19 protein-coding genes are annotated in these 18,255 nt (G+C 51.2%); 10 read left to right on the forward strand and 9 right to left on the reverse strand.

Annotated elements, in window-relative coordinates; all coding sequences use genetic code 11:
• Positions 1-354 precede the first annotated feature (354 nt).
• The 3 genes from JQN73_RS18510 to JQN73_RS18520 are packed head-to-tail and all read left to right on the forward strand — an operon-like array spanning position 355 to position 4,039.
• A complete protein-coding gene (locus JQN73_RS18510) occupies positions 355-1,704 on the forward strand; it encodes an ABC transporter substrate-binding protein (RefSeq protein ID WP_205320424.1) in 1,350 nt (449 codons plus the stop codon).
• A 60-nt stretch (positions 1,705-1,764) separates the two neighbouring features.
• Positions 1,765-2,475, forward strand: coding sequence for a response regulator (locus tag JQN73_RS18515; RefSeq protein ID WP_205320425.1), 711 nt, complete (start codon positions 1,765-1,767; stop codon positions 2,473-2,475).
• Between the two features lie 43 nt (positions 2,476-2,518).
• Positions 2,519-4,039, forward strand: a complete 1,521-nt coding sequence (locus JQN73_RS18520; RefSeq protein ID WP_205323462.1) for an ATP-binding protein — start codon at positions 2,519-2,521, stop codon at positions 4,037-4,039.
• 109 nt (positions 4,040-4,148) lie between these two features.
• On the opposite strand, the gene JQN73_RS18525 is transcribed toward JQN73_RS18520, so the two are convergent.
• The 5 genes from JQN73_RS18525 to JQN73_RS18545 form a co-directional block, all read right to left on the reverse strand.
• Positions 4,149-4,838 carry a DUF3299 domain-containing protein gene (locus tag JQN73_RS18525; RefSeq protein WP_205320426.1) on the reverse strand — a complete coding sequence of 230 codons (690 nt, stop codon included), beginning with the start codon at positions 4,836-4,838 and terminating at the stop codon, positions 4,149-4,151.
• 28 nt (positions 4,839-4,866) lie between these two features.
• On the reverse strand, positions 4,867-6,129 hold the full coding sequence (locus tag JQN73_RS18530; protein ID WP_205320427.1) for an ABC transporter permease: 1,263 nt from the start codon (positions 6,127-6,129) through the stop codon (positions 4,867-4,869).
• Positions 6,126-6,839, reverse strand: a complete 714-nt coding sequence (locus JQN73_RS18535) for an ABC transporter ATP-binding protein (RefSeq protein ID WP_205320428.1) — start codon at positions 6,837-6,839, stop codon at positions 6,126-6,128. The genes JQN73_RS18530 and JQN73_RS18535 overlap by 4 nt, the downstream gene beginning before the upstream one ends.
• Positions 6,840-6,910: 71 nt before the next feature.
• On the reverse strand, positions 6,911-7,468 hold the full coding sequence (locus JQN73_RS18540; RefSeq protein ID WP_205320429.1) for a DUF2796 domain-containing protein: 558 nt from the start codon (positions 7,466-7,468) through the stop codon (positions 6,911-6,913).
• 162 nt (positions 7,469-7,630) lie between these two features.
• Entirely contained in the window at positions 7,631-8,491 is an 861-nt protein-coding gene (locus tag JQN73_RS18545; RefSeq protein WP_205320430.1) for a LysR family transcriptional regulator, read from the reverse strand.
• 205 nt (positions 8,492-8,696) lie between these two features.
• Between JQN73_RS18545 and JQN73_RS18550 the strand changes: the two genes are divergently transcribed.
• Both JQN73_RS18550 and JQN73_RS18555 read left to right on the forward strand, forming a co-directional pair.
• Positions 8,697-9,173: a multidrug/biocide efflux PACE transporter gene (locus JQN73_RS18550; RefSeq protein WP_205323463.1), complete on the forward strand. Its 477-nt coding sequence runs from the start codon at positions 8,697-8,699 to the stop codon at positions 9,171-9,173.
• A 206-nt stretch (positions 9,174-9,379) separates the two neighbouring features.
• Complete coding sequence (locus JQN73_RS18555) at positions 9,380-10,846, forward strand: MATE family efflux transporter (protein WP_205320431.1); 1,467 nt, start codon at positions 9,380-9,382, stop codon at positions 10,844-10,846.
• 229 nt (positions 10,847-11,075) lie between these two features.
• On the opposite strand, the gene JQN73_RS18560 is transcribed toward JQN73_RS18555, so the two are convergent.
• Positions 11,076-11,447, reverse strand: a complete 372-nt coding sequence (locus JQN73_RS18560) for a hypothetical protein (RefSeq protein WP_205320432.1) — start codon at positions 11,445-11,447, stop codon at positions 11,076-11,078.
• A 388-nt stretch (positions 11,448-11,835) separates the two neighbouring features.
• Between JQN73_RS18560 and JQN73_RS18565 the strand changes: the two genes are divergently transcribed.
• A complete protein-coding gene (locus tag JQN73_RS18565; RefSeq protein ID WP_240162324.1) occupies positions 11,836-12,903 on the forward strand; it encodes an NAD(P)-dependent alcohol dehydrogenase in 1,068 nt (355 codons plus the stop codon).
• A 108-nt stretch (positions 12,904-13,011) separates the two neighbouring features.
• On the opposite strand, the gene JQN73_RS18570 is transcribed toward JQN73_RS18565, so the two are convergent.
• Entirely contained in the window at positions 13,012-13,563 is a 552-nt protein-coding gene (locus JQN73_RS18570; protein WP_205320434.1) for a cytochrome b, read from the reverse strand.
• The gene (locus JQN73_RS18575; protein WP_240162325.1) at positions 13,560-14,711 is read right to left on the reverse strand and encodes a catalase family peroxidase; all 1,152 of its coding nucleotides are present in this window, start codon (positions 14,709-14,711) and stop codon (positions 13,560-13,562) included. The genes JQN73_RS18570 and JQN73_RS18575 overlap by 4 nt, the downstream gene beginning before the upstream one ends.
• A 551-nt stretch (positions 14,712-15,262) precedes the next feature.
• On the opposite strand from JQN73_RS18575, the gene JQN73_RS18580 reads away from it, so the two are divergent.
• The 4 genes from JQN73_RS18580 to JQN73_RS22855 all read left to right on the forward strand — a co-directional run bounded on the left by JQN73_RS18580 (position 15,263) and on the right by JQN73_RS22855 (position 17,276).
• A complete protein-coding gene (locus tag JQN73_RS18580) occupies positions 15,263-16,030 on the forward strand; it encodes a TonB-dependent siderophore receptor (protein ID WP_205320435.1) in 768 nt (255 codons plus the stop codon).
• Between the two features lie 40 nt (positions 16,031-16,070).
• Entirely contained in the window at positions 16,071-16,502 is a 432-nt protein-coding gene (locus JQN73_RS22845; protein WP_370551259.1) for a PepSY domain-containing protein, read from the forward strand.
• Positions 16,503-16,710: 208 nt separating this feature from the next.
• Positions 16,711-17,109 carry a hypothetical protein gene (locus JQN73_RS22850; RefSeq protein ID WP_370551260.1) on the forward strand — a complete coding sequence of 133 codons (399 nt, stop codon included), beginning with the start codon at positions 16,711-16,713 and terminating at the stop codon, positions 17,107-17,109.
• Entirely contained in the window at positions 17,082-17,276 is a 195-nt protein-coding gene (locus JQN73_RS22855) for a PepSY domain-containing protein (RefSeq protein ID WP_370551375.1), read from the forward strand. The genes JQN73_RS22850 and JQN73_RS22855 overlap by 28 nt, the downstream gene beginning before the upstream one ends.
• Here the strand turns inward: JQN73_RS22855 and JQN73_RS18590 are convergent.
• Positions 17,254-18,132 (reverse strand): pirin family protein, encoded by an 879-nt coding sequence (locus tag JQN73_RS18590; RefSeq protein WP_205320436.1) that lies wholly within the window; start codon positions 18,130-18,132, stop codon positions 17,254-17,256. The genes JQN73_RS22855 and JQN73_RS18590 overlap by 23 nt on opposite strands.
• Positions 18,133-18,255: the final 123 nt, after the last annotated feature.

Here is an 18,255-nt window from a genome sequence, read left to right on the forward strand (position 1 = left end):
CACAGGGTTGCCACGTTACATATATTTACACACTTCATACGTTGCCTTGGCAATCGTATAGCTGGATGATTTTTTCATCACGGTGCGGTTTTCAGGGGCAGAAATAAAAGTTAATTTATCTTTACAAAACTTTACAAAACTAGCATCGATTTGCTGCAAACCGAGACTAAAAAGGCGGTAATGGCAGGAACTTACGCTATAGTCTCCCCCGCAAGGCAACACAGTCGTCGTCTGAGGCCGAGAACCAAGAACCAAGAACGAAGAATCAAGATAAAGATAAAGATCAAGATCAAGATCAAGATAAAGATAAAGAACAGAGACGAACTGATTTGTTTTTAATAATTAAAAATATAAATGAACGAACAATTAAAGCGGTTGTATTGTGTATTTAAGAATAGGGATTGGAGTTGGCTCGTCGCGGGAGTGGCTGTGGTGGTGGTTGGCGCGTTGCCGCCATTGTCGTATGGCGCAGATACCAATTTCGGTCCCGACAGCTACGCTCCGCCTGACGCGTTGCAAGTATTACATTGGTGGACCTCCGATAGCGAGCGCAAGGCCGTCAAGGTACTCTCAGACAGGTTGGCGCAAGAGAATATTGTATGGCGCAACGCGGCGGTTCCCGGGGGGGCTGGCGTTGGGGCGAGCAAAGTGTTGAAGAGCAGGGTGCTTGCAGGTCATGCGCCAGAGGTGACGCAGTTAAATGGTGTGGTGTTCGGAGAGTGGGCAGATCTGGGGCTGCTGCTGGAGCTCGATAACGTGTCCCGGCCCGGCAATTGGAAGAAAGTATTGTTTCCAACAGTCTGGTCATTGGTGCAAAACCGCGACCATGTCGTTGCCGCTCCGCTCGGCATCCAGCGGATCAACATGCTGTTTTATAACAAAAAGGTGTTTGATCGATTGGGTTTGGTGGTGCCCAGGACATGGGCGGATTTTGATCGCGTCGCGACCAAATTGAAACAGGCAGGTGTGGTTCCTTTGGCGCAGAGTAGTGAGGCGTGGCAGGTCGCAACCTTGTTTGAGACCCTGGTGCTAGCAGAAAGCGGTCCAGCATTTTATCGCCGGTTGTTTGTGGACATGAGCCCGCAAGCTTACGCCGACCCGCGTCTGGCCCATGCGCTGAAACGATTACGTGGATTAAAGCAGTGGATGCCGTTGCCGCTGCGAGAGCTATCCTGGAATGACATGACACGACAATTTGCAGACGGTGACGCGGCGATGTTTGTGATGGGAGATTGGGTAAAAGGCGAATTAAAAGCGTGGGGGCGGATGCCCGATGTGGACTTCGCTTGTAGCACGGTGCCGGGGACCGACGACTATCATTTATATAGTGTCGATACGCTGGCGATGTTTGCCGGAGATTATTCGCACCAACCAGCACAGGAAAAGCTGGCACAGATCCTGATGTCGGCATCGGTTCAAACCGATTACAATCAGGTAAAAGGCTCGATCCCGGTCTGGCGCTATCCTGATAAGACAAAAATGGATAGCTGTTCGCTCGCGTCGTGGCGCACCTTTAGCAAAGGAAGTGCGTTTCAGGCGCCCAGTCTGGTCCATAGAATGGCGACCGACGAGACGACTAAAGATGCGATCGTTGCAGAGGTCCGGCGCTATTTTATGGACGATAAAATAACCGAAGCGGATACGCAGCATCGTCTGGCAGCGATAGCGCGCAGTTCGCCTAAAACGGCGCGATCAGAAGAATAGGCTACACGTATTCCGCCATGCATCGTGCATCCCTCCACATACCACTTTTGAAGCCATACCATGCGTAAGATTTTGATCGTTGACGATGACCAGAAAACCCGAATTTTGTTGAAGGCTTATCTTGAAAAAAATCAATACGAAGTCAAGTTGGCGCATAACGGCGAAACTTTTCTGGCAGAATTTCAGCGATTTGCGGACGAGTTATCGCTCGTTATTCTGGACGTGATGCTGCCCGACACGGATGGTTTTGCGTTGTGCAAAATTGTGCGGCGTCGTTCCAATGTCCCCATTATTATGCTGACGGCCAGTTCTGATGAAACTGATCGCGTGGTCGGGCTTGAGTTGGGCGCAGACGATTATATGGGTAAGCCCTATAGTCCTCGTGAACTGTTGGCACGTATTAAGGCGATTCACCGCCGCATGGGCCTGGAGAATGCTGCGGCGCCGCGCTACTATCGATTTTTGGGTTTTACACTGGATACAGTGGAGCGGACAGTGATGGACGCCGATCAAAAAACGGTGGCGCTCACCGGTCTGGATTATCAATTACTCAAATATTTTGTGGCGCATCCCGGCGATATTTTGGACCGCACCGTCTTGAGTGAAGAAACCCGGGGGCGTGATTCGGGGCCGATGGATCGTTCGCTCGATGTTCAGATTAGCAAATTACGGGATCGTCTCAACGATGATGGAAAATCGCCGCAACTGATCAAAACGGTACGCGGTGCAGGGTACGTATTTTCTGCCGACGTCGTTGCGTCTGCCAGTTAGGCTCAGATTGTCACCCGCTGATACCCGCCGCTTGTTTGCCCGCATGTTGGCTTGGGTGTTGCCGCATTCGCTGCTGGGGCAATTGTCTGTGGTGATGGTGCTGGGAATATTGGTGACGCAATTAGCGGGCGGCTTAATATGGGCCGCTCAACTGCGTTCTAAATCGGAAATTGAAACCCGGATCGCCGCGCAACATCTCGGCCATAGCGCGGTCAGTGCAATTCGTTACTTCAAGAGCCTGCCCGCCAACTATCGACCGATTATGATTCAGCAGTTGCGCGAAATGGGTGGCACGCGGTTTTTTGTAAATGCCAATGACGCGTTGGTGCCGATTCAGCCTATCGGCCAGAGTGCGCTAGCCGATCTGGCAACGCGGACCGTTTTAAAAACCCTTAAGGAAGAGCTGCCATTTTTGCCGGAATTTCGATTGGCGTTTGCATGGCCGGAGGACGTGGACGTCTCCGATGACGGACTTAAAATTGCGGATTTACCGGACAACTGGGTACAACATATTTTGTTGATTAAACCGAACCCCGCACCGGTTCTAGTAATTCAGACACAATTGGAACCGGGCAAGTGGTTGTATCTTGCCGCGCTGATGCCTAATCCTTATTTTCTGGAAAGTAACAGTCCATTGTCGCCAGACCGACTGGTGTTGCAGGGATTATCGTTAGCGGCGGTTTTGCTATTGTCGATATTGGTCGTGCGTTGGACAACCCGCCCGTTGGCTGCCTTGTCGGACGCAGCAGAGGCGTTTGGTAAAGGCGAGACGGTGCCAGAGTTGCCCGAAACCGGAAGTCGTGAATTCGTCAAGACAGTGCGCGCTTTTAGCGCAATGCGTGAGCGCATAAAACGCTATCTGGAAGATAGGGAACGTTTGTTCGCCTCCATTTCGCATGACTTGCGCACGCCGATTACGCGCTTGAAGTTACGCACCGAATTGCTCGACGATGACGCCGTGCGTGCCGATTTTCACGAGGATCTGGATGAACTCGATATGATGGTGAAGGGCGCGTTGCAGTCGGTAAAAGACAGTGACATCCATGAAAATCGCACGGAAGTTCGACTGGATGCGCTGATACAAAGAATGATCCGTGATGCGCTAATGGCGGGCCATGCGGTAACGTTTGTTGATTCTGGATTGACGGTGATGGCGAAGCCGTTGGCACTTAAACGTGCGATTGGTAACCTCTTTGATAATGCGCTGTTTTATGGGGAGCGCGTGGAAATTTCAGTGCGCCAGGTTCGACAACGGTGCCTGCCTTCCCGAAACGGTGCGTCCGGTAACCGGGCGACCAGCCGAACGACCGGCGGCGACGATGGCGAGACCGATAACATCGAAATTCAGATTCGCGATCATGGGCCGGGCGTGCCGGAACAGGCGTTCAGTACGCTGTTTCAACCCTATCAGCGACTTGCTCACGGGCGCGATCTGAATGCCGGTGGAATGGGACTTGGCTTGGGAATTGCCCGCAATATTGTGCAAGCCCATGGTGGCGAATTACGGTTGGAAAATCATGTCGAGGGCGGGTTGGTGGCAACGATTATCTTGCCCCAGACCTAAACGCGCATAGCACTTTTAATAATTGCTATCGCCATGTTCTGCTGCCGTTGTTTTAAAGCACTGTTTTACATCCTTCTTTTATATCCTTCTTTGACATCTTTCTTGAACATCATTCTTTGGTATCTGCATCCTTGTACATTTCAACATTTTGGGCCACCAGCGTGTATCCGGCATCGCCCATATCCGTTGAAGACGGTTGTACCTTTAACACGCCGCTAATCCATACCGCATCCATCGTGCGAACGCCTTTGATCGCCTTAGTACTATCGACGTGAATAATTTGATTCGCGGGCGGTGGGGGTACATGGATGCAACCGCCAAAATACGGGACCAGCAAGAACTCCTTTAAGGCATCACCTTCGCGATCAAGCGACACCACGAAGCCGGGAATTTTGACCATCTTGCCATTCATGGCAGGATTAATCGGCGCATTTTTCCAATAATCCTTGGCTTTCTGCAGTGCGACCTCAGCCCGCGGATCGGCGTCGTCCAGCTTGTTGAGGTCGATTCCCTTGAACGGTTTCATCGGGTCCCAACTGGCCGGGGCGAGGTCTTCCCATTTGATCTCCTGGAATGGCGATTTGACTACCGGCACCGGGGTGGAGGGATTGGACGCTACCAGTTGATTTTGTTGCAGGCGGTCGCCAATTTTATAGTCGCCATCCTGCGTAGCCAATTGCGCTGCGGTCGACGCCTTCAGTGCCGCTGTCGCATTGCGGTCAGCGACGACGTAACGTCCCACCATTCCGGTACCAAGACCGGCAATCACGATTACCGCGATCCATACAACATTTTTCATGCTTCACCTTATCACTTTGCCTGACCAATCACACTCGCGGCGTCAGACCGTCGGAAAGACTGAGTCGATAGGCGCGCAATCCTGGCAGCAAACTGGCGATCAAACCGCCAATAATGGTCCATAGCAACAACAATAACTCGCCTGTTGTCGGTAGCGCAGGATGCAGCGCTATGCCGAATGTCGTTGCCAATAGGGGGCCGAGTATCAGGATCGCCCCATTTAGTATGACAATGCCCAGCAACACCCCAATCAACATCACCACAAAACCTTCTATCGCTAATAGAAAAAAGATGTCAATCGGATGCGCACCCACCGAGCGCAGGATTGCCAACTCGCGACGGCGTTCGCCGAGGCTGGCGAGGATCGACGATACCAGTCCAGCCAGCCCAACCACCACTACCATGGCCGAGACCGCAAGCAATGCTTTCTCGCCGATACCGACGACTTGCCACAACTCATCCAGTGCTACCCCGGGCAAAACGGCCATTTGAGGATCATCCTTGTCATCGGCAATGGCGCGCTGTAACGCAAAAACGCTCGCCCGATTTTTTAGCCCAACCAGGACAGCCGTCACCGTCTTAGGCGTCAGATCGAACTTTTTAACCATTTCCGAGGGAATCATTAATCCCTTGATTGGCGCGCCACCCTCCCAGTCAAGATGTATCGCCTCCATGGCGTCCAGGCCGATATGCACGGTCCGGTCAACCGGTGTTCCGGTACTTGCCAATATGCCGCTGACGACAAAGGGTTTGTCGGCATGTTCGGTCAGGTGCGCGCTTCCGCTGCCATGACTGAGGATGATCTTATCACCAAGTTTATAATGTAGTTGCTGCGCTACGTCCGAACCCAACACGGTCTGAAATACATCATGAAACGGTTGGCCTGATGAGAAACGCAGCGGCTGTTTGTCGCCATAATGAAAATGGGTGAAATAGTCGCCGTTGGTCGCCAACACGGGAAAGCCGCGGTGGGAGTCTCCCAGCGATAACGGAATGGTCCAGGCGACGGCGGGATTATGCGCGAGCTTTTGCGCACTATCCCAACCGATATTGTTAGTCGCACCGCCTATATGAAAAATCGCATACAGCATCAATTGAACGGAACTGGTGCGCGCTCCGACTACCAGATCGGTGCCGGAAACGGACTGCGAAAAACTTTCACGGACGTCGTGGCGTATGCGTTCGATCCCTAACAGCAGCGTGGTTGATAACGCAATTGCCAGCAGAATTAAACCTAACGTAAAGCGCCGATTCCATGCGCTGCGCGCGGCCAGACGCACTAACATGCTCATAGTTGATCCTCTAGATGCGCAGCGTGATTGAGTTCATTCAAGGCGAGCCGATGGCTAAAGCGTGCGGCCAGGCGTTGATCGTGGCTGACAAATAGCAAAGTAGAACGCGCCTGTTCACATTCACGTTGCATCAAGTCCAGAAAACGCTGCTGTCGATCTGCATCGAGCGCTGATGTTGGTTCATCGGCGACGATAATCTCCGGTTGACCGATCAATGCACGGGCGGCGGCCACCCGCTGTTGCTGACCAATCGATAGTTGCGTCACAGGTTTTCCCCACAATGATGGGACGAGATCGAGGCTTTGCAACAATGACTCCGCAGCGCTTCTCAAGGTTGGACCCTGCGCCAGAGCGCGTTGGCGTCGATAGCGTGAGAACTGGCACGGGAGCAATACGTTATCGAGAATCGACAGGTAGGGAATTAAATTGAATTGCTGGAAAATAAAGCCAATGTGATCGACCCGGAACTGGTCTCTGGTTGACGCCGAAATACTGTGTAACTCGGTGTCGAGGATGGAGATGGTTCCCCGCTGAGGAACCACAATGCCGCCAATCAATGCCAGCAACGTACTTTTGCCGCTTCCGCTAGGCCCGGCGATAAATACCTGATCCTGGCGCTCTACCTTAAAGGAGTCCATTTGCAAAGTAGGGGCAGCTTGTCCGGGCCAGCTAAAAGAGACGTCCTTTAGATTAATGACTACTTCGCTCATGGCATCGCACTCATGACATCGTACTCATGATCTTGTGCTCATGAGACTGCGCACATGTTATTGCGCGCATGTTATTCCCACGAGAGACGGAAGGCCGTTGGTGTCAATGTCGCCGCGAGCTGATTTTTTGGCGTCACCATTTGCACCTCAATTTTTTGAAATCCTTTAAATTTTGCAAATAGGTTAACGTCGATGGTTTTTAATAGTTCAGGATTTGCGCACTGTAAAATCATGTCAGCACTAAAATCGGCGTGTTCCGATGTCTTGGCGTTGATCTTTGTGGCTGGCGTTGGTGTCTCGCCTAACAATATCGGATTGATCGCATTTGAAGCCAGTTTGACCGATATTGGCCGACATTCAGCGGCAGGCGTGGTGACGAATATTTTGTTCGCGTCCCGGAGTTGCAGCGCCATTTTTTGAGCCGCTGCACGGTCCTTCGTGCTTTTGGCCGGGTGCTCGAAGCCGAGGAGATTAATTAACGGTGTATCCAGACGCAAGATGACTTGCGCGCCATCAATTGCGACGTCCAGTTTGCCGACGCCATGAACGTGTGCTTCGTGCGCGATTGCAGGGGAGAATGAGGTGCAGAGCAGAGCGCTAATGGCGACGCTCGAAAATACATGCTTCATGTTGTCTTCCATAATTTTGATTCGATTGCGACTAAAATTGCATTTGTTCAGTGTGCAACACTGTTGCATTATAAGTGTAAATGGCGGTAGCGTTCACCGAAGACTGTTTCAATTGGTGACATGCATTGCGTTTATCGCGTTTAGTTGGCCTGTTTTTTTATGCTAAGTTGTTAGCAAAGATGCCAGTAACCATCCACCGGCCTGCCCCAGCCCATGTCTTCTCGACCAGACTGCGTCAACCTGCATGGATTTCGGCCACCCGCGTACCTGTAACTCAAGCAGTCCTTCAGCGGCGAAGCGCTTGGCCAGCCAGCGAGGAAGCTCGGCCCAACCGAAGCCTAGTTCGGTCATTTCCAATAATAATAGGTAGCTTGAAGACGACCAGCATAGGCCGCGGCGACGTTCGACAATATCGTTCAGGTAGGTATTGAGGCGCAGTTCGCGCGCACCATGCAACATTTCTGTCGTGACAGTCGGCGCGCTCGCAAGCGGGTGGTGCTTGCTGACATATAAGCCGATCTCTGAATGTTCTGACATTGAGTCGAACCCGACGTCAGGCGGATAATCCGGTTGAGCGCCAACCAGACCAAGCTGCGCACGACCTTCCTGTACCAGCGCCACGACGTCGGTATGTTCGGCGATCATGCATTCAAGTTCAAGTTCCGGGTAGCGCCGCTCAAATTCGGTCAGGATGGATTCGAAGCGATTCGATTGATACATATCCGATAAAACCAGCGTGAGCGTCGGCTCCAGACCATCAGCCAGTCGATGCGCTGAGCGAGACAGGCGGTCGTTGGCATCCAGTACTTGCTGCGCATGGATCAGCATCGCCTTTCCATGCTCAGTGAGCGTCGGCCGCCGGGTGGAGCGGTCAAATAACAGGAGGCCGAAGTCAATCTCAAGATTAGCGATAGCTTCGCTGACGGTGGATTGCTGTTTGTTCAGCTTGCGCGCCGCGGCCGAGAAAGAACCGAGCGTTGCCGCCTCTACAAACATGAATAACGATTCAATGGAATGGGCCATGGCTATGCACTTTTTTTGATTGTTGGTATGGTTGGAATGGGTTCGAATTGGTTGGAACGGGTGGGAACGGGTTGGAACGGGTTGGAATGAAAGTATATCGGAAATTCCGATAGTTACTCATTTCTAAGTATCAATAAAATACCGGAGAATAGCAACGATCAGTTATAAATAAAGCTTAGGAGCTTGTATGAGTATCACCAATCCCATGAAGAAGGTCAGTAACGACAATAACGCCACCAATAAGATCCATATCAAGAAGTCATTTGCGGAACGCGGCTTTCATGCCCTGACTTTCGAGCTGCTGGCCGTTGCCATTAGTGCGCCCGCGTTGTCCTGGTTAATGGATGTGTCAATGGCCCACGCAGGCCTGCTTACCTTGATGATCTCGCTGATAGCCATGATTTGGAATATTGTCTTCAATGCATTTTTTGACCGAATAGAGCGCCGCCTGAATCTTGCGCGTACCTTCGGTGTCCGGGTTGTCCATGCGATCTTTTTTGAACTGGGGCTAATCGTCACGGTGGTACCGTTGGCCGCGTGGTGGCTGAATATGAGTTTGCTGGATGCTTTCATACTCGACATCGGCCTGCTACTTTTCTTTTTGCCTTACACGTTGGTGTTCAACATCGGTTACGACAAAGTGCGCGAAGCGGTGCTTAAACGACGTTTGATGACGACCTGATCGCAGCCGCACTAATCCGGACATTGCGTTCGGGGCGTTTTCATTGCATCGATTGTCGGTAAGCGTGTCTATAAATTTGTATTCTGTTCACGGTGGCTATCAACGGATTGCTTTTGTACATACGCGCAATGTCTCAACGCGATGTTTGCGTGAAATCTACACCTTACTGAAATCGTGCATTTTCATCTGATAGAAAAGCACGCAAGATGGTCAACACTTCCACCAAATCTCTCCGAAAACAATTCGTCAATTTGGCGATTCCGACCCTTCTTTCCGGTTGGGTTTATACACTCTATACCTTTGTTGACGGTGTCTTTATAGGCCGCTATCTGGGCGCGCAATCTTTAGCGGCTCTCAACCTGCTGGTTCCTTTGTTGTATGTGCCTTACGCCGTCAGCCTGATGATAGGCGTGGGAGGTGCGACGTTGATCGCCCGTCTTTCGGGGCAACAGCGTTTCGCCGAAGCGCGCCGCGTATTTACCCAAGCGTTATGGAGCATGCTTGCCATCGGCTTGGTATCGAGCATCATCGTATTAACGCACACGTCCGAAATTGCACAATTGATGGGCGCAACCGGCCAGTTGGCGGCGTTGGTCGAGGATTATATGCGCGCTTATGCGTGGTTTATTTTGTTTGCACAAGCGTTGTACGCGCTGGAATTCTTCCTGCGTACAGAGGGAACAAAAGCGGCGACGTTTGGATTGTATGCGATGTTATTGGGTGCCCTGGTGAACATCGCCCTGGATTATTACTTTATCGTTATCCTGCCGCTGGGGATGCAGGGGGCTGGACTGGCGACCGGAATCAGTATGCTGGTGTCAAGCGTTACCATGTTCAGTTATCACGTTTTCAAAGCCAAAAAAGTCAAGCCTTGCCGCCATGCTTTTAAAGGCGGCAGTTATGTTGGGTCGATTTTATACAACGGCTCGTCCGAATTTTTAGGTGGTATTGCCGCGGTTGTCACAATATTTGTATTCAATCGATTGGTCTTGAGCACATACGGTGAAAGCGGATTGGCGGCTTACGCCATTCTGGAATATATGACACTGGCCGCCATCGTGACCATGGTTGGCTTTGTTCAAACCATGCAGCCGATGATCAGTTTTTATCGCGGGGCGAACCAGCCGCGGGCGATGCAGGCTGTCTTTACGTTTGGCGCCGCAGCCGTGCTGGTGACTGCTGGAATCATTGCCGTAGTGATGTGCCTGTTTTCCAAACAGCTGACTTTTCTTTTTTTGCCCGACGGCGAATCAGCCTGGGAGATACTTGGGCCGGTGGTGGTCTGGTATGCGCTGGCTTTTTTGCCCGCCGGATGCAACTTAATCGCGACTGGTTACCTGACCGCGGTTGAGCGTCCAGGCGCTTCGGCGATGATTGCTGTATTGCGGAGTTGGGTTCTGCTATTAGGTTCTTTATGGCTGTTGAAGTCGTATTTCGGTGGTCAAACGATCTGGTACGCGCTGCTGATTACCGAGCTTTTAACTTTATTGGCCAGCGGGTGGTATATGTTGCGGCAGCCGACGTTGCGGCAGCCGACGTTGCGGCAGCCGATGCTGCGGCAGCCGACGCTGCGGCAGCCGACGCTGCGGCAGCCGACGCTGCGCCTCCAAGGTTGGTTAAAGCAACGTCGGATTCAGCAAATAGTACCGCTTGATCGGCGCCCTAAGATTTGAACGACTGAGACAGTGTCGGCCCTCTTGCTGGTATCAGCATAGAGTATAGCGTCGTGCCAATAGTCAATGAGGAATGGGGGTGACGGCGTGACGTTTAGAGAGACGAATGAAGAATGTATTAGTCGCAAAAACCGCCTCTCCACAGGATTGAGCACGGCTTTTTTCTTGCGTTTAAAGAAACCTTTACGGGCGTCAATTTGCTTTAAGGCGAAATGTGCCTAAAATCCAATTACGCTTTAGCGTGCAAGTAGACTCTGGCCTTTTCTGCATTGACCATCAATTGCTTTTGCGCCGGGGTTAAGTGCAGGTGAGGGGTGTCGCCCGCAATAGTTGCATATTCATCGGCGCGTATGGCTTTAAATGTTACAAAAAAAGCATCGCCAGGTAAACCGGTATCTTTCTTCACCATCACAACTGCATAGATCGCCGTGTTGAGATCGGCGATTGCGGTGCAGGCTGCTTCCAGTGTGGCATGGACTTTTTGGGCTGGCGTTTTTTTTGGGAAAAGTGCATAAAGAGCATTAAAGGCAACGCTGTCACTATCGCTTGCTGCTTTTTGGATTAGTGCCGTTACGGCAGGTAGTTGTTCTTCAATGATCACGAAATTCTCCGACGGTAATAGAGGAGCCAAGGTATTGCGCTTAGCTGGGGGCGCATTATCCCCTATAAATTGTGATGCATGATTTTGTTTATTATTTTTATGGATCAGGGCGGCGAAATCTTGCTGGTCCGGTTGTTCTGCAGCCCCGCCTTTTAGTGGATGAGCGAACGCGTTACGGTTCCAGTACCTTATCAGCTGTATATCTGTCTGACACTCATCGTTTAGCGTTTATATGGTGGCGTTTTTAATTAGAGTCAGCTTCAACCGGAGTAGCAAAATAGGTGCTTGCGAGAATTCTTTTTAAGTTAGCGTTACCATTGATGCCTTCAACGGCGCGATCGATCCGTTTTGCCGTGTTTGCTGTTTTACCTCAACAAAGGAATTGAAAATGCCAAAAGCCATTGGATACGCCGCACAATCTGCGCAGACACCATTAGTACCATTCTCCTTTGAACGTCGGGAACCTGGACCGCATGATGTCCAGATCGAAATATTGTACTGTGGGGTATGTCATTCGGACTTGCATACCGCCCGTAACGAATGGCATAACACCATCTATCCAACTGTGCCGGGACACGAAATTGTCGGCCGTGTCGTTAAAGTCGGGGAGCATGTCAAAAATTTCAAAGTGGGCGAGATGGCGGGAGTCGGTTGCATGGTCGACTCTTGTCAGACCTGTCCTAGTTGCGCGGAAGGCCTGGAGCAATATTGCGAAACCGGCTTCGTGGGCACGTATAACGGCGAAGATAAGCACAGTGGCGGGGTGACTTTCGGCGGCTATGCGAACAACATCGTGGTGAGCGAAAAGTTTGTTTTACACATCTCGGATAAGCTTGATCCTGCTTCGGCGGCCCCGCTATTGTGTGCTGGTATCACCACTTATTCTCCTTTGCGACATTGGAACGTTAGTAAAGGCCACAAGGTTGGTATCGTCGGCTTGGGCGGCCTCGGTCACATGGGTGTGAAAATTGCGCACGCCATGGGCGCGCATGTGGTGTTATTTACGACGTCGCCCAACAAGATAGAGGATGCGTTGCGCCTGGGAGCGGATGAGGTAGTCATTTCCAAAGATCCAGATCAAATGGCAAAGCATGCAAACAGTTTTAACTTCATCCTCAATACAGTGGCTGCGCCGCATGATTTGGATCCATTTTTAAACTTATTGAAACTTGATGGTGCAATGACATTAGTTGGCGCACCAGCCGAGTCACATCCGTCACCGAATGTATTTAATCTGATCATGAAACGCCGCACCCTGGCGGGATCTCTCATCGGCGGCATTAAGGAAACCCAGGAAATGCTGGATTTCTGTGCCGAGCATGGGATTACATCGGATATCGAATTGATCCCGATTCAAGACCTGAATCACGCTTATGAACGAATGCTGAAGAGTGACGTTAAATATCGTTTTGTAATTGATATGGCGTCGTTGTCGAAAGAACAGGCTGCCGCCTGATTTTTGTTGGTTGACACGTTTTAAAAAAAGTCATCCCGGCGTAAGCAGGGATGACTTTTTTAATGCAGCACTATCAATCATGGACCATCAGGAGCCATCAGGAACCATTTAGCGGTGGCCGGATTTGGCGCGTAGGGAGATACTTTTGAAGACACCGTCTTTCAACACCAATGCGTGTAATAAACCGGCAGCAATGTGAAAAACAATCAGCGCAAAAAATGCCTGTCCGCAGACACCATGGGCGTATCGTAACCACGCGTACAGTGTGACGTTTTGAGGAGCGATCGATGGCAGATGAAAGGCGCCAATACCGGGCAATGGATATCCGGCAGCCGACAGCATCCCCCAACCCAGCAACGGCATTGCGAACATTGCACCATATAACAGCCAGTGCGAGAGGGTGGCGACGTGCCGCTGCCATGCCGGCATGCTGGATGGCAATTTCGGAGAGTGGCCAAGCAATCGTAGCAATAGTCGCAGGACGACCAACACTAGCAAAGCCAGACCAAGCGGCTTATGAATGCCGATCAGCCATAACCGCCAATGCGACACAGTGCTGATCATTCCCACGCCGATGAGCAGCATCGCGAGGAGTAACGGTGCCATTAACCAGTGCAATAGTCGCGATGGCAGGCTAAACGAATCTGCGCGAGGTTTCATGGATTTCCTTTTTTTGCGATCAGTTGCGCGTTGTTGGTTTGGGTGACTGCTCCTTCGGCTTCTTCCCGCGTACGGACGTTGAACGAGCGCGAGTAAGCGCTTGAACGCCCTGCCAGCAGCGGATCGCTGGAAGGTCGGATTCCGTGCGGCAAAATCAACGGATCAAAATTCACATCACGGCAAGGGCCATCATCCTGACTAACGGTCTGATTTAGGGTGAGTGTTCCCGCATCCACCGTCGTCCGGTCTGCCGGCCATGACTGGGTAGCGTCATTTGTCACATCGCCAGCTTTTGCCAACGTCAATATCAAGTGCCAGCGTAACGGCCCTTGTTGTAACTGTTGTTCGAGATCGTGGCTCAGGAAGTCGGCTGCCTTAGGTATTATTGGGTCGATTGGCGTGTACGCCAGTTCCGGAACCATCGCCCAGCGAACGAATTGTTTATCACCATTGGCGGCGACTAACTGAAATGCGTTGATGCTGTAATAGGTGCCATTTGCCCAACTCGAAGAAGGTAGATGCGTCTTTCCCCATTCTCGCGCTCCCGCGGTTTCCGGATGCGCGTCAAAAAACGCCTTCATGCGCGCCGGGTCGGGTTTTCCTGTAGCAGGATCAGGCCGTGCTGCTTCCAATTGTTCGTAGAATGCCCGCGGTGTTTTTACGGCAAACAAAGGAACGTTGTTCATTCCGGTGCGCCATTGTTCTCCGTTGGGCTGTTGAAATTGCAGCGCCATACTGCGTACCGGACTGCTGGCATCGGTAATCTCTGGATTACCGCCGGGTATCGCAAAACGGCCAATCACCGGGGTCCGGGATGCGCCAAATACCAAGGCATTGGAGAGGCCGGAAGCCGAACCGTTACCGTCGAAATAACCGACCACGCATACGCCCTTGGCATGATTACGGCGAAATCCCGGGTGCGTTCCAAAATCTTGATTAAAGGTGGCAATAATTTGTTTCGGCGTGAGACGCGTGGGTGAGAACCAACCGGCGGCATAAGCGTATGCGCATACCAGCGCCAGCCCGACGGTCGTTATTACTAGTAATGGTCGAAAAAGCGGTGTTTCGATAGGAAGGGCAAAGGCTTTATGCAGCATTTGGCTAAGACGATCAGGGACGGACTTTGGACGTTCTGGAGGAGAGGTCATGGGCTGTCGGATGTGAGGTTAAGTAGCAGTATTCAATATGAAATGCGCTATGGCGTTTTCAATACAGATGCTTTAGGACGCCATCTTCAGAGCCTCAGGCGTTAAATACTAAGTCTTTCCAAAATACATACCCGCCTGAGCGGAGGTTGGATGTGTATTGCGCGACTTAATTTCATCAAATCAACAATAAAAAAATATTAAATGAAATAATTTCAATACAACTTCGAATACTACTTATTTTCGTTCTTCTTCATAAACTAAAAACGCGGTGTGAAGAGGTCAAAATGACTTTTTGTTAAATGCGAAGGTAAAAAATAAGCCGTAAAAATATATCTATCGATGCTTAAAACGTGTCGATGGTATCGATCATTGAGGAGTGCAACACCACTGTCCCGCTACATCACCTTACCTGTGAATCAAGTTGTTTTAAGACGCCACACAATGGCGCTGGCGCTGGCCGTAACCTTAAGCAGCATGTCGATAGTATCTATAGATGTTTTTGGGGCGATACGGAGTGTCGACGCAGCGGCGCGTTTTAATCTCACCGATTATTGAAATTAATTACTGGCGCGACCATTACCCGGGCTGAAAGTAGCGGTATAACCTATGGAGAGGTGCACAGAACTTCTGCCAGCGATACCACGCCGTATGTCGGCGTGGTGGTTGACCTGACTAAAAACGTGTCTGCTTACGCAAGCTATACCGGCATCTTTAATCCGCAAACACAAGCCGATATCAAAGGCGTTCCACTTGATCCCGCTAAAGGAAAGAGCACGGAAGTAGGTTTAAAGAGCGAATTTTTTGACCGCCGACTCAACGCTTGGATTGCTGTATTTAAAACTAAACAAAGCAACGCGGCCGAGCAGGCCGGTTACGTTGGCGCCGCGGCGTATTACACAGTTATTGACGCAGAGTCGAAAGGTTTCGAGCTGGAGCTAACTGGTGAAATTACCAAGGGCTTGCAAGCCAGCGCTGGTTACACCCAATTGTCGATCACTGGCGATGACGGTAGTGCTGTCAGAACGTATGTGCCAAGGAAGCTATTCAGAGCGTCGAGCACTTATCAGTTACCGCAATTGGCGCAAATAAAAAATGGGGCCAGCCTGAACTGGCAAGGCGATACCCAACGCGATCAAGGCGATGGCATCGTGACGCGTCAAGCCAGCTACGCGTTGCTCAATCTGATGGCGCGCTACGATATCACCAAACATGTCAGCGTTTCCGCGAATCTGAATAACGTCACTGACAAAAAATACCTCACTAGTCTTTACACTCGCAGGGTTATTACGGCGCGCCCCGTAATGCCAGTGTGGCGTTGAACTGGAAATATTAGTTTGCTAGCGTTGTGGACATAAAGTAATGCGTCCTTTGTTTGTGTTGTTGCATGGATGGTTTGGACTAGCGGTTGCCATCTTTTTGTTTATTTCAGGTGCTACCGGCGCGTTGATTTCATGGGATCATGAACTCGACGGCTGGTTGAATCCGCAATTGTTTGATGCCAAAAGCGGCGACAACATTTCCGGCAAGCCCGTTTTATCTGGCTTGGCGCTCACTAATCGTGTTGAAGCGGCGGACCCACGCGTGCGGGTTCGTTATCTTTTAACGCAGGAAGAGCCAGGCCATGCGTCGCAATTGCTAGTCGAAGGGCGCATTGATCCGGCGACCGGCAAGCCTTTTGATTTGGGTTTTAATCAGATTGCCCTTGATCCCGTGACGGGCGAAGTCCAGGGCAAGCGCACGTGGGGCCAAATTTCCCTTAGCCGGGAAAATTTGCTGCCTTTTTTTATATAAACTGCACTACACCATGCATATTCCGTCAGGTTGGGGAATCGAATTCGGCATCTGATTTATGGGCTGATCGGTGTAGTCTGGCTAAGCTGGCGAAAATCGTTTGCTTTTCGCTGGAAGCACGGTGGACATAAACCATTTCGATTTACATCCTTCCGGCGGGGTGTGGGTATGGGCGTAATTGCTGGTTCTGGCGATCACGTCGGTATAGATGAATCTGGCAAATCAAATTGTCCGACCTATCGTAGGGAAATTCTCAACGCTGCATCCAAATGCTTTTGCCACGCGCACGGCACAACCGGAGGATAAACCGATCGAACCGGTCATCAGCCGTGAGCGTGCGGTGGAAATCGCTAAGATCGAAGCAAAAAAACGCGGGCGGACATTGCCCGCCGGAGGGATATTTTATGCCCCTTCCTATGGCCTGTACGGAGTAGGATTTTTTGAACCGGGGAATGATCACGGTGACAGCGGATTAGGCAATGCCTGTTATACCTTGATGCAAAAAATGGGAGTCCTGCCGGGGGTAGTTTTCCTGGTGCCGGCAGCGCTGGCGACATATTTTTGCAAGCCCAATTCCCGTTGCATTCTGGGCGTATTTTCGGTTTGACCGGCCGCATCCTGATTTCGATCATGGGAGTGATCGTCGCGATGTTAAGTGCGACGGGTTTGTTGATCTGGTTTCGAAAACGACGCGCCCGGGTCCTGCAACAATCAGAGGTAAAAAGGGGCCCGGCGTTTCACAGCGCCAATCCTAGCGTTCGGGCAACGGAATAAACTCCGTTTCGCCGGGTACTGGAGGAAAGACGTCGTCTTGCTGAAGCTTCCAGGCAGCTTTTGCGTTCTCAATACGTTCTTTTGTGCTCGCGACGAAATTCCACCAGAGAAAGCGCGGGCCATCCAACGGTTCGCCACCTAAAAGCATGAAGGTGGTGTCGCTTTGCGCGACCACGGTCACAGTGATTTCCGGCTTAAGTGCCACCAGCGTGCCTTGTTCTATCGTTTCACCATCGACTGCCAGCGCACCGCTAATGATGTAAATAGCCCGTTCTGCAACATCAGGCGCGACTTGGATATGCGCTTGCGCCGCCAGTTTGACGGAAACATACAACGTATCACTGTGGGTTTTGACCGGCGATGTCTGACCAAATGCTGTTCCCACCAGGACGTGACAGGTCGCCCCGTTCAATTTCACAAGAGGAAGATCCGCTTCAGGATAGTGCCAAAATCCGGGCGCGGTTTCTTCATCTTTTTGCGGTAAAGCCACCCACATTTGCAAGCCTTGCACCGCGATGCCTTGCTGACGAATGTCTTCCGGCACACGCTCAGAATGTGTAATGCCACGTCCCGATGTCATCCAGTTAATATCGCCCGGGGTGATACGTTGGACACTTCCCAGGCTATCGCGGTGTACCATTGCGCCGGAAAAAAGGTAGGTTACCGTCGCCAGGCCGATATGCGGATGGGGACGGACGTCACCCGTGCTGCCTTCCGACGGAAACGTAAACGGTCCCATGTGATCAAAAAAAACAAAGGGACCGACTGTGCGCACCTCGGCGGCCGGGAGTAAGCGCCGGACCGGGAAGCCGATGTCGCGCACGTGGGCATGAATAATATGGCTGATGCTGCTCATGCGTTTTTCCTTTGGATTTAAATTTCTGTATCTAATCTTATGTTTAATCTGGTATTAAATCTTGTATTCAAGCGTCGTAATGGCATAAACCGATGTTTTAAACATTTTAGCGCGCTATAGACC

This window comes from Glaciimonas sp. PAMC28666 (genome assembly GCF_016917355.1).
Taxonomy (GTDB): domain Bacteria; phylum Pseudomonadota; class Gammaproteobacteria; order Burkholderiales; family Burkholderiaceae_D; genus Glaciimonas.

What these genes read in the sequence shown, in the direction of transcription:
- JQN73_RS18545 (WP_205320430.1), bottom strand. Translation starts at nt 8,491, where the DNA reads ATGGCCCATTCCATTGAATCGTTATTCATGTTTGTAGAGGCGGCAACG.
- JQN73_RS22845 (WP_370551259.1), top strand. Translation starts at nt 16,071, where the DNA reads ATGCGTCCTTTGTTTGTGTTGTTGCATGGATGGTTTGGACTAGCGGTT.
- JQN73_RS18515 (WP_205320425.1), top strand. Translation starts at nt 1,765, where the DNA reads ATGCGTAAGATTTTGATCGTTGACGATGACCAGAAAACCCGAATTTTG.
- JQN73_RS18570 (WP_205320434.1), bottom strand. Translation starts at nt 13,563, where the DNA reads ATGAAACCTCGCGCAGATTCGTTTAGCCTGCCATCGCGACTATTGCAC.
- JQN73_RS18565 (WP_240162324.1), top strand. Translation starts at nt 11,836, where the DNA reads ATGCCAAAAGCCATTGGATACGCCGCACAATCTGCGCAGACACCATTA.
- JQN73_RS18590 (WP_205320436.1), bottom strand. Translation starts at nt 18,132, where the DNA reads ATGAGCAGCATCAGCCATATTATTCATGCCCACGTGCGCGACATCGGC.
- JQN73_RS18535 (WP_205320428.1), bottom strand. Translation starts at nt 6,839, where the DNA reads ATGAGCGAAGTAGTCATTAATCTAAAGGACGTCTCTTTTAGCTGGCCC.
- JQN73_RS18530 (WP_205320427.1), bottom strand. Translation starts at nt 6,129, where the DNA reads ATGAGCATGTTAGTGCGTCTGGCCGCGCGCAGCGCATGGAATCGGCGC.
- JQN73_RS18550 (WP_205323463.1), top strand. Translation starts at nt 8,697, where the DNA reads ATGAAGAAGGTCAGTAACGACAATAACGCCACCAATAAGATCCATATC.
- JQN73_RS18540 (WP_205320429.1), bottom strand. Translation starts at nt 7,468, where the DNA reads ATGAAGCATGTATTTTCGAGCGTCGCCATTAGCGCTCTGCTCTGCACC.
- JQN73_RS18575 (WP_240162325.1), bottom strand. Translation starts at nt 14,711, where the DNA reads ATGACCTCTCCTCCAGAACGTCCAAAGTCCGTCCCTGATCGTCTTAGC.
- JQN73_RS18525 (WP_205320426.1), bottom strand. Translation starts at nt 4,838, where the DNA reads ATGAAAAATGTTGTATGGATCGCGGTAATCGTGATTGCCGGTCTTGGT.
- JQN73_RS18555 (WP_205320431.1), top strand. Translation starts at nt 9,380, where the DNA reads ATGGTCAACACTTCCACCAAATCTCTCCGAAAACAATTCGTCAATTTG.
- JQN73_RS18510 (WP_205320424.1), top strand. Translation starts at nt 355, where the DNA reads ATGAACGAACAATTAAAGCGGTTGTATTGTGTATTTAAGAATAGGGAT.
- JQN73_RS18520 (WP_205323462.1), top strand. Translation starts at nt 2,519, where the DNA reads ATGTTGGCTTGGGTGTTGCCGCATTCGCTGCTGGGGCAATTGTCTGTG.
- JQN73_RS22850 (WP_370551260.1), top strand. Translation starts at nt 16,711, where the DNA reads ATGAATCTGGCAAATCAAATTGTCCGACCTATCGTAGGGAAATTCTCA.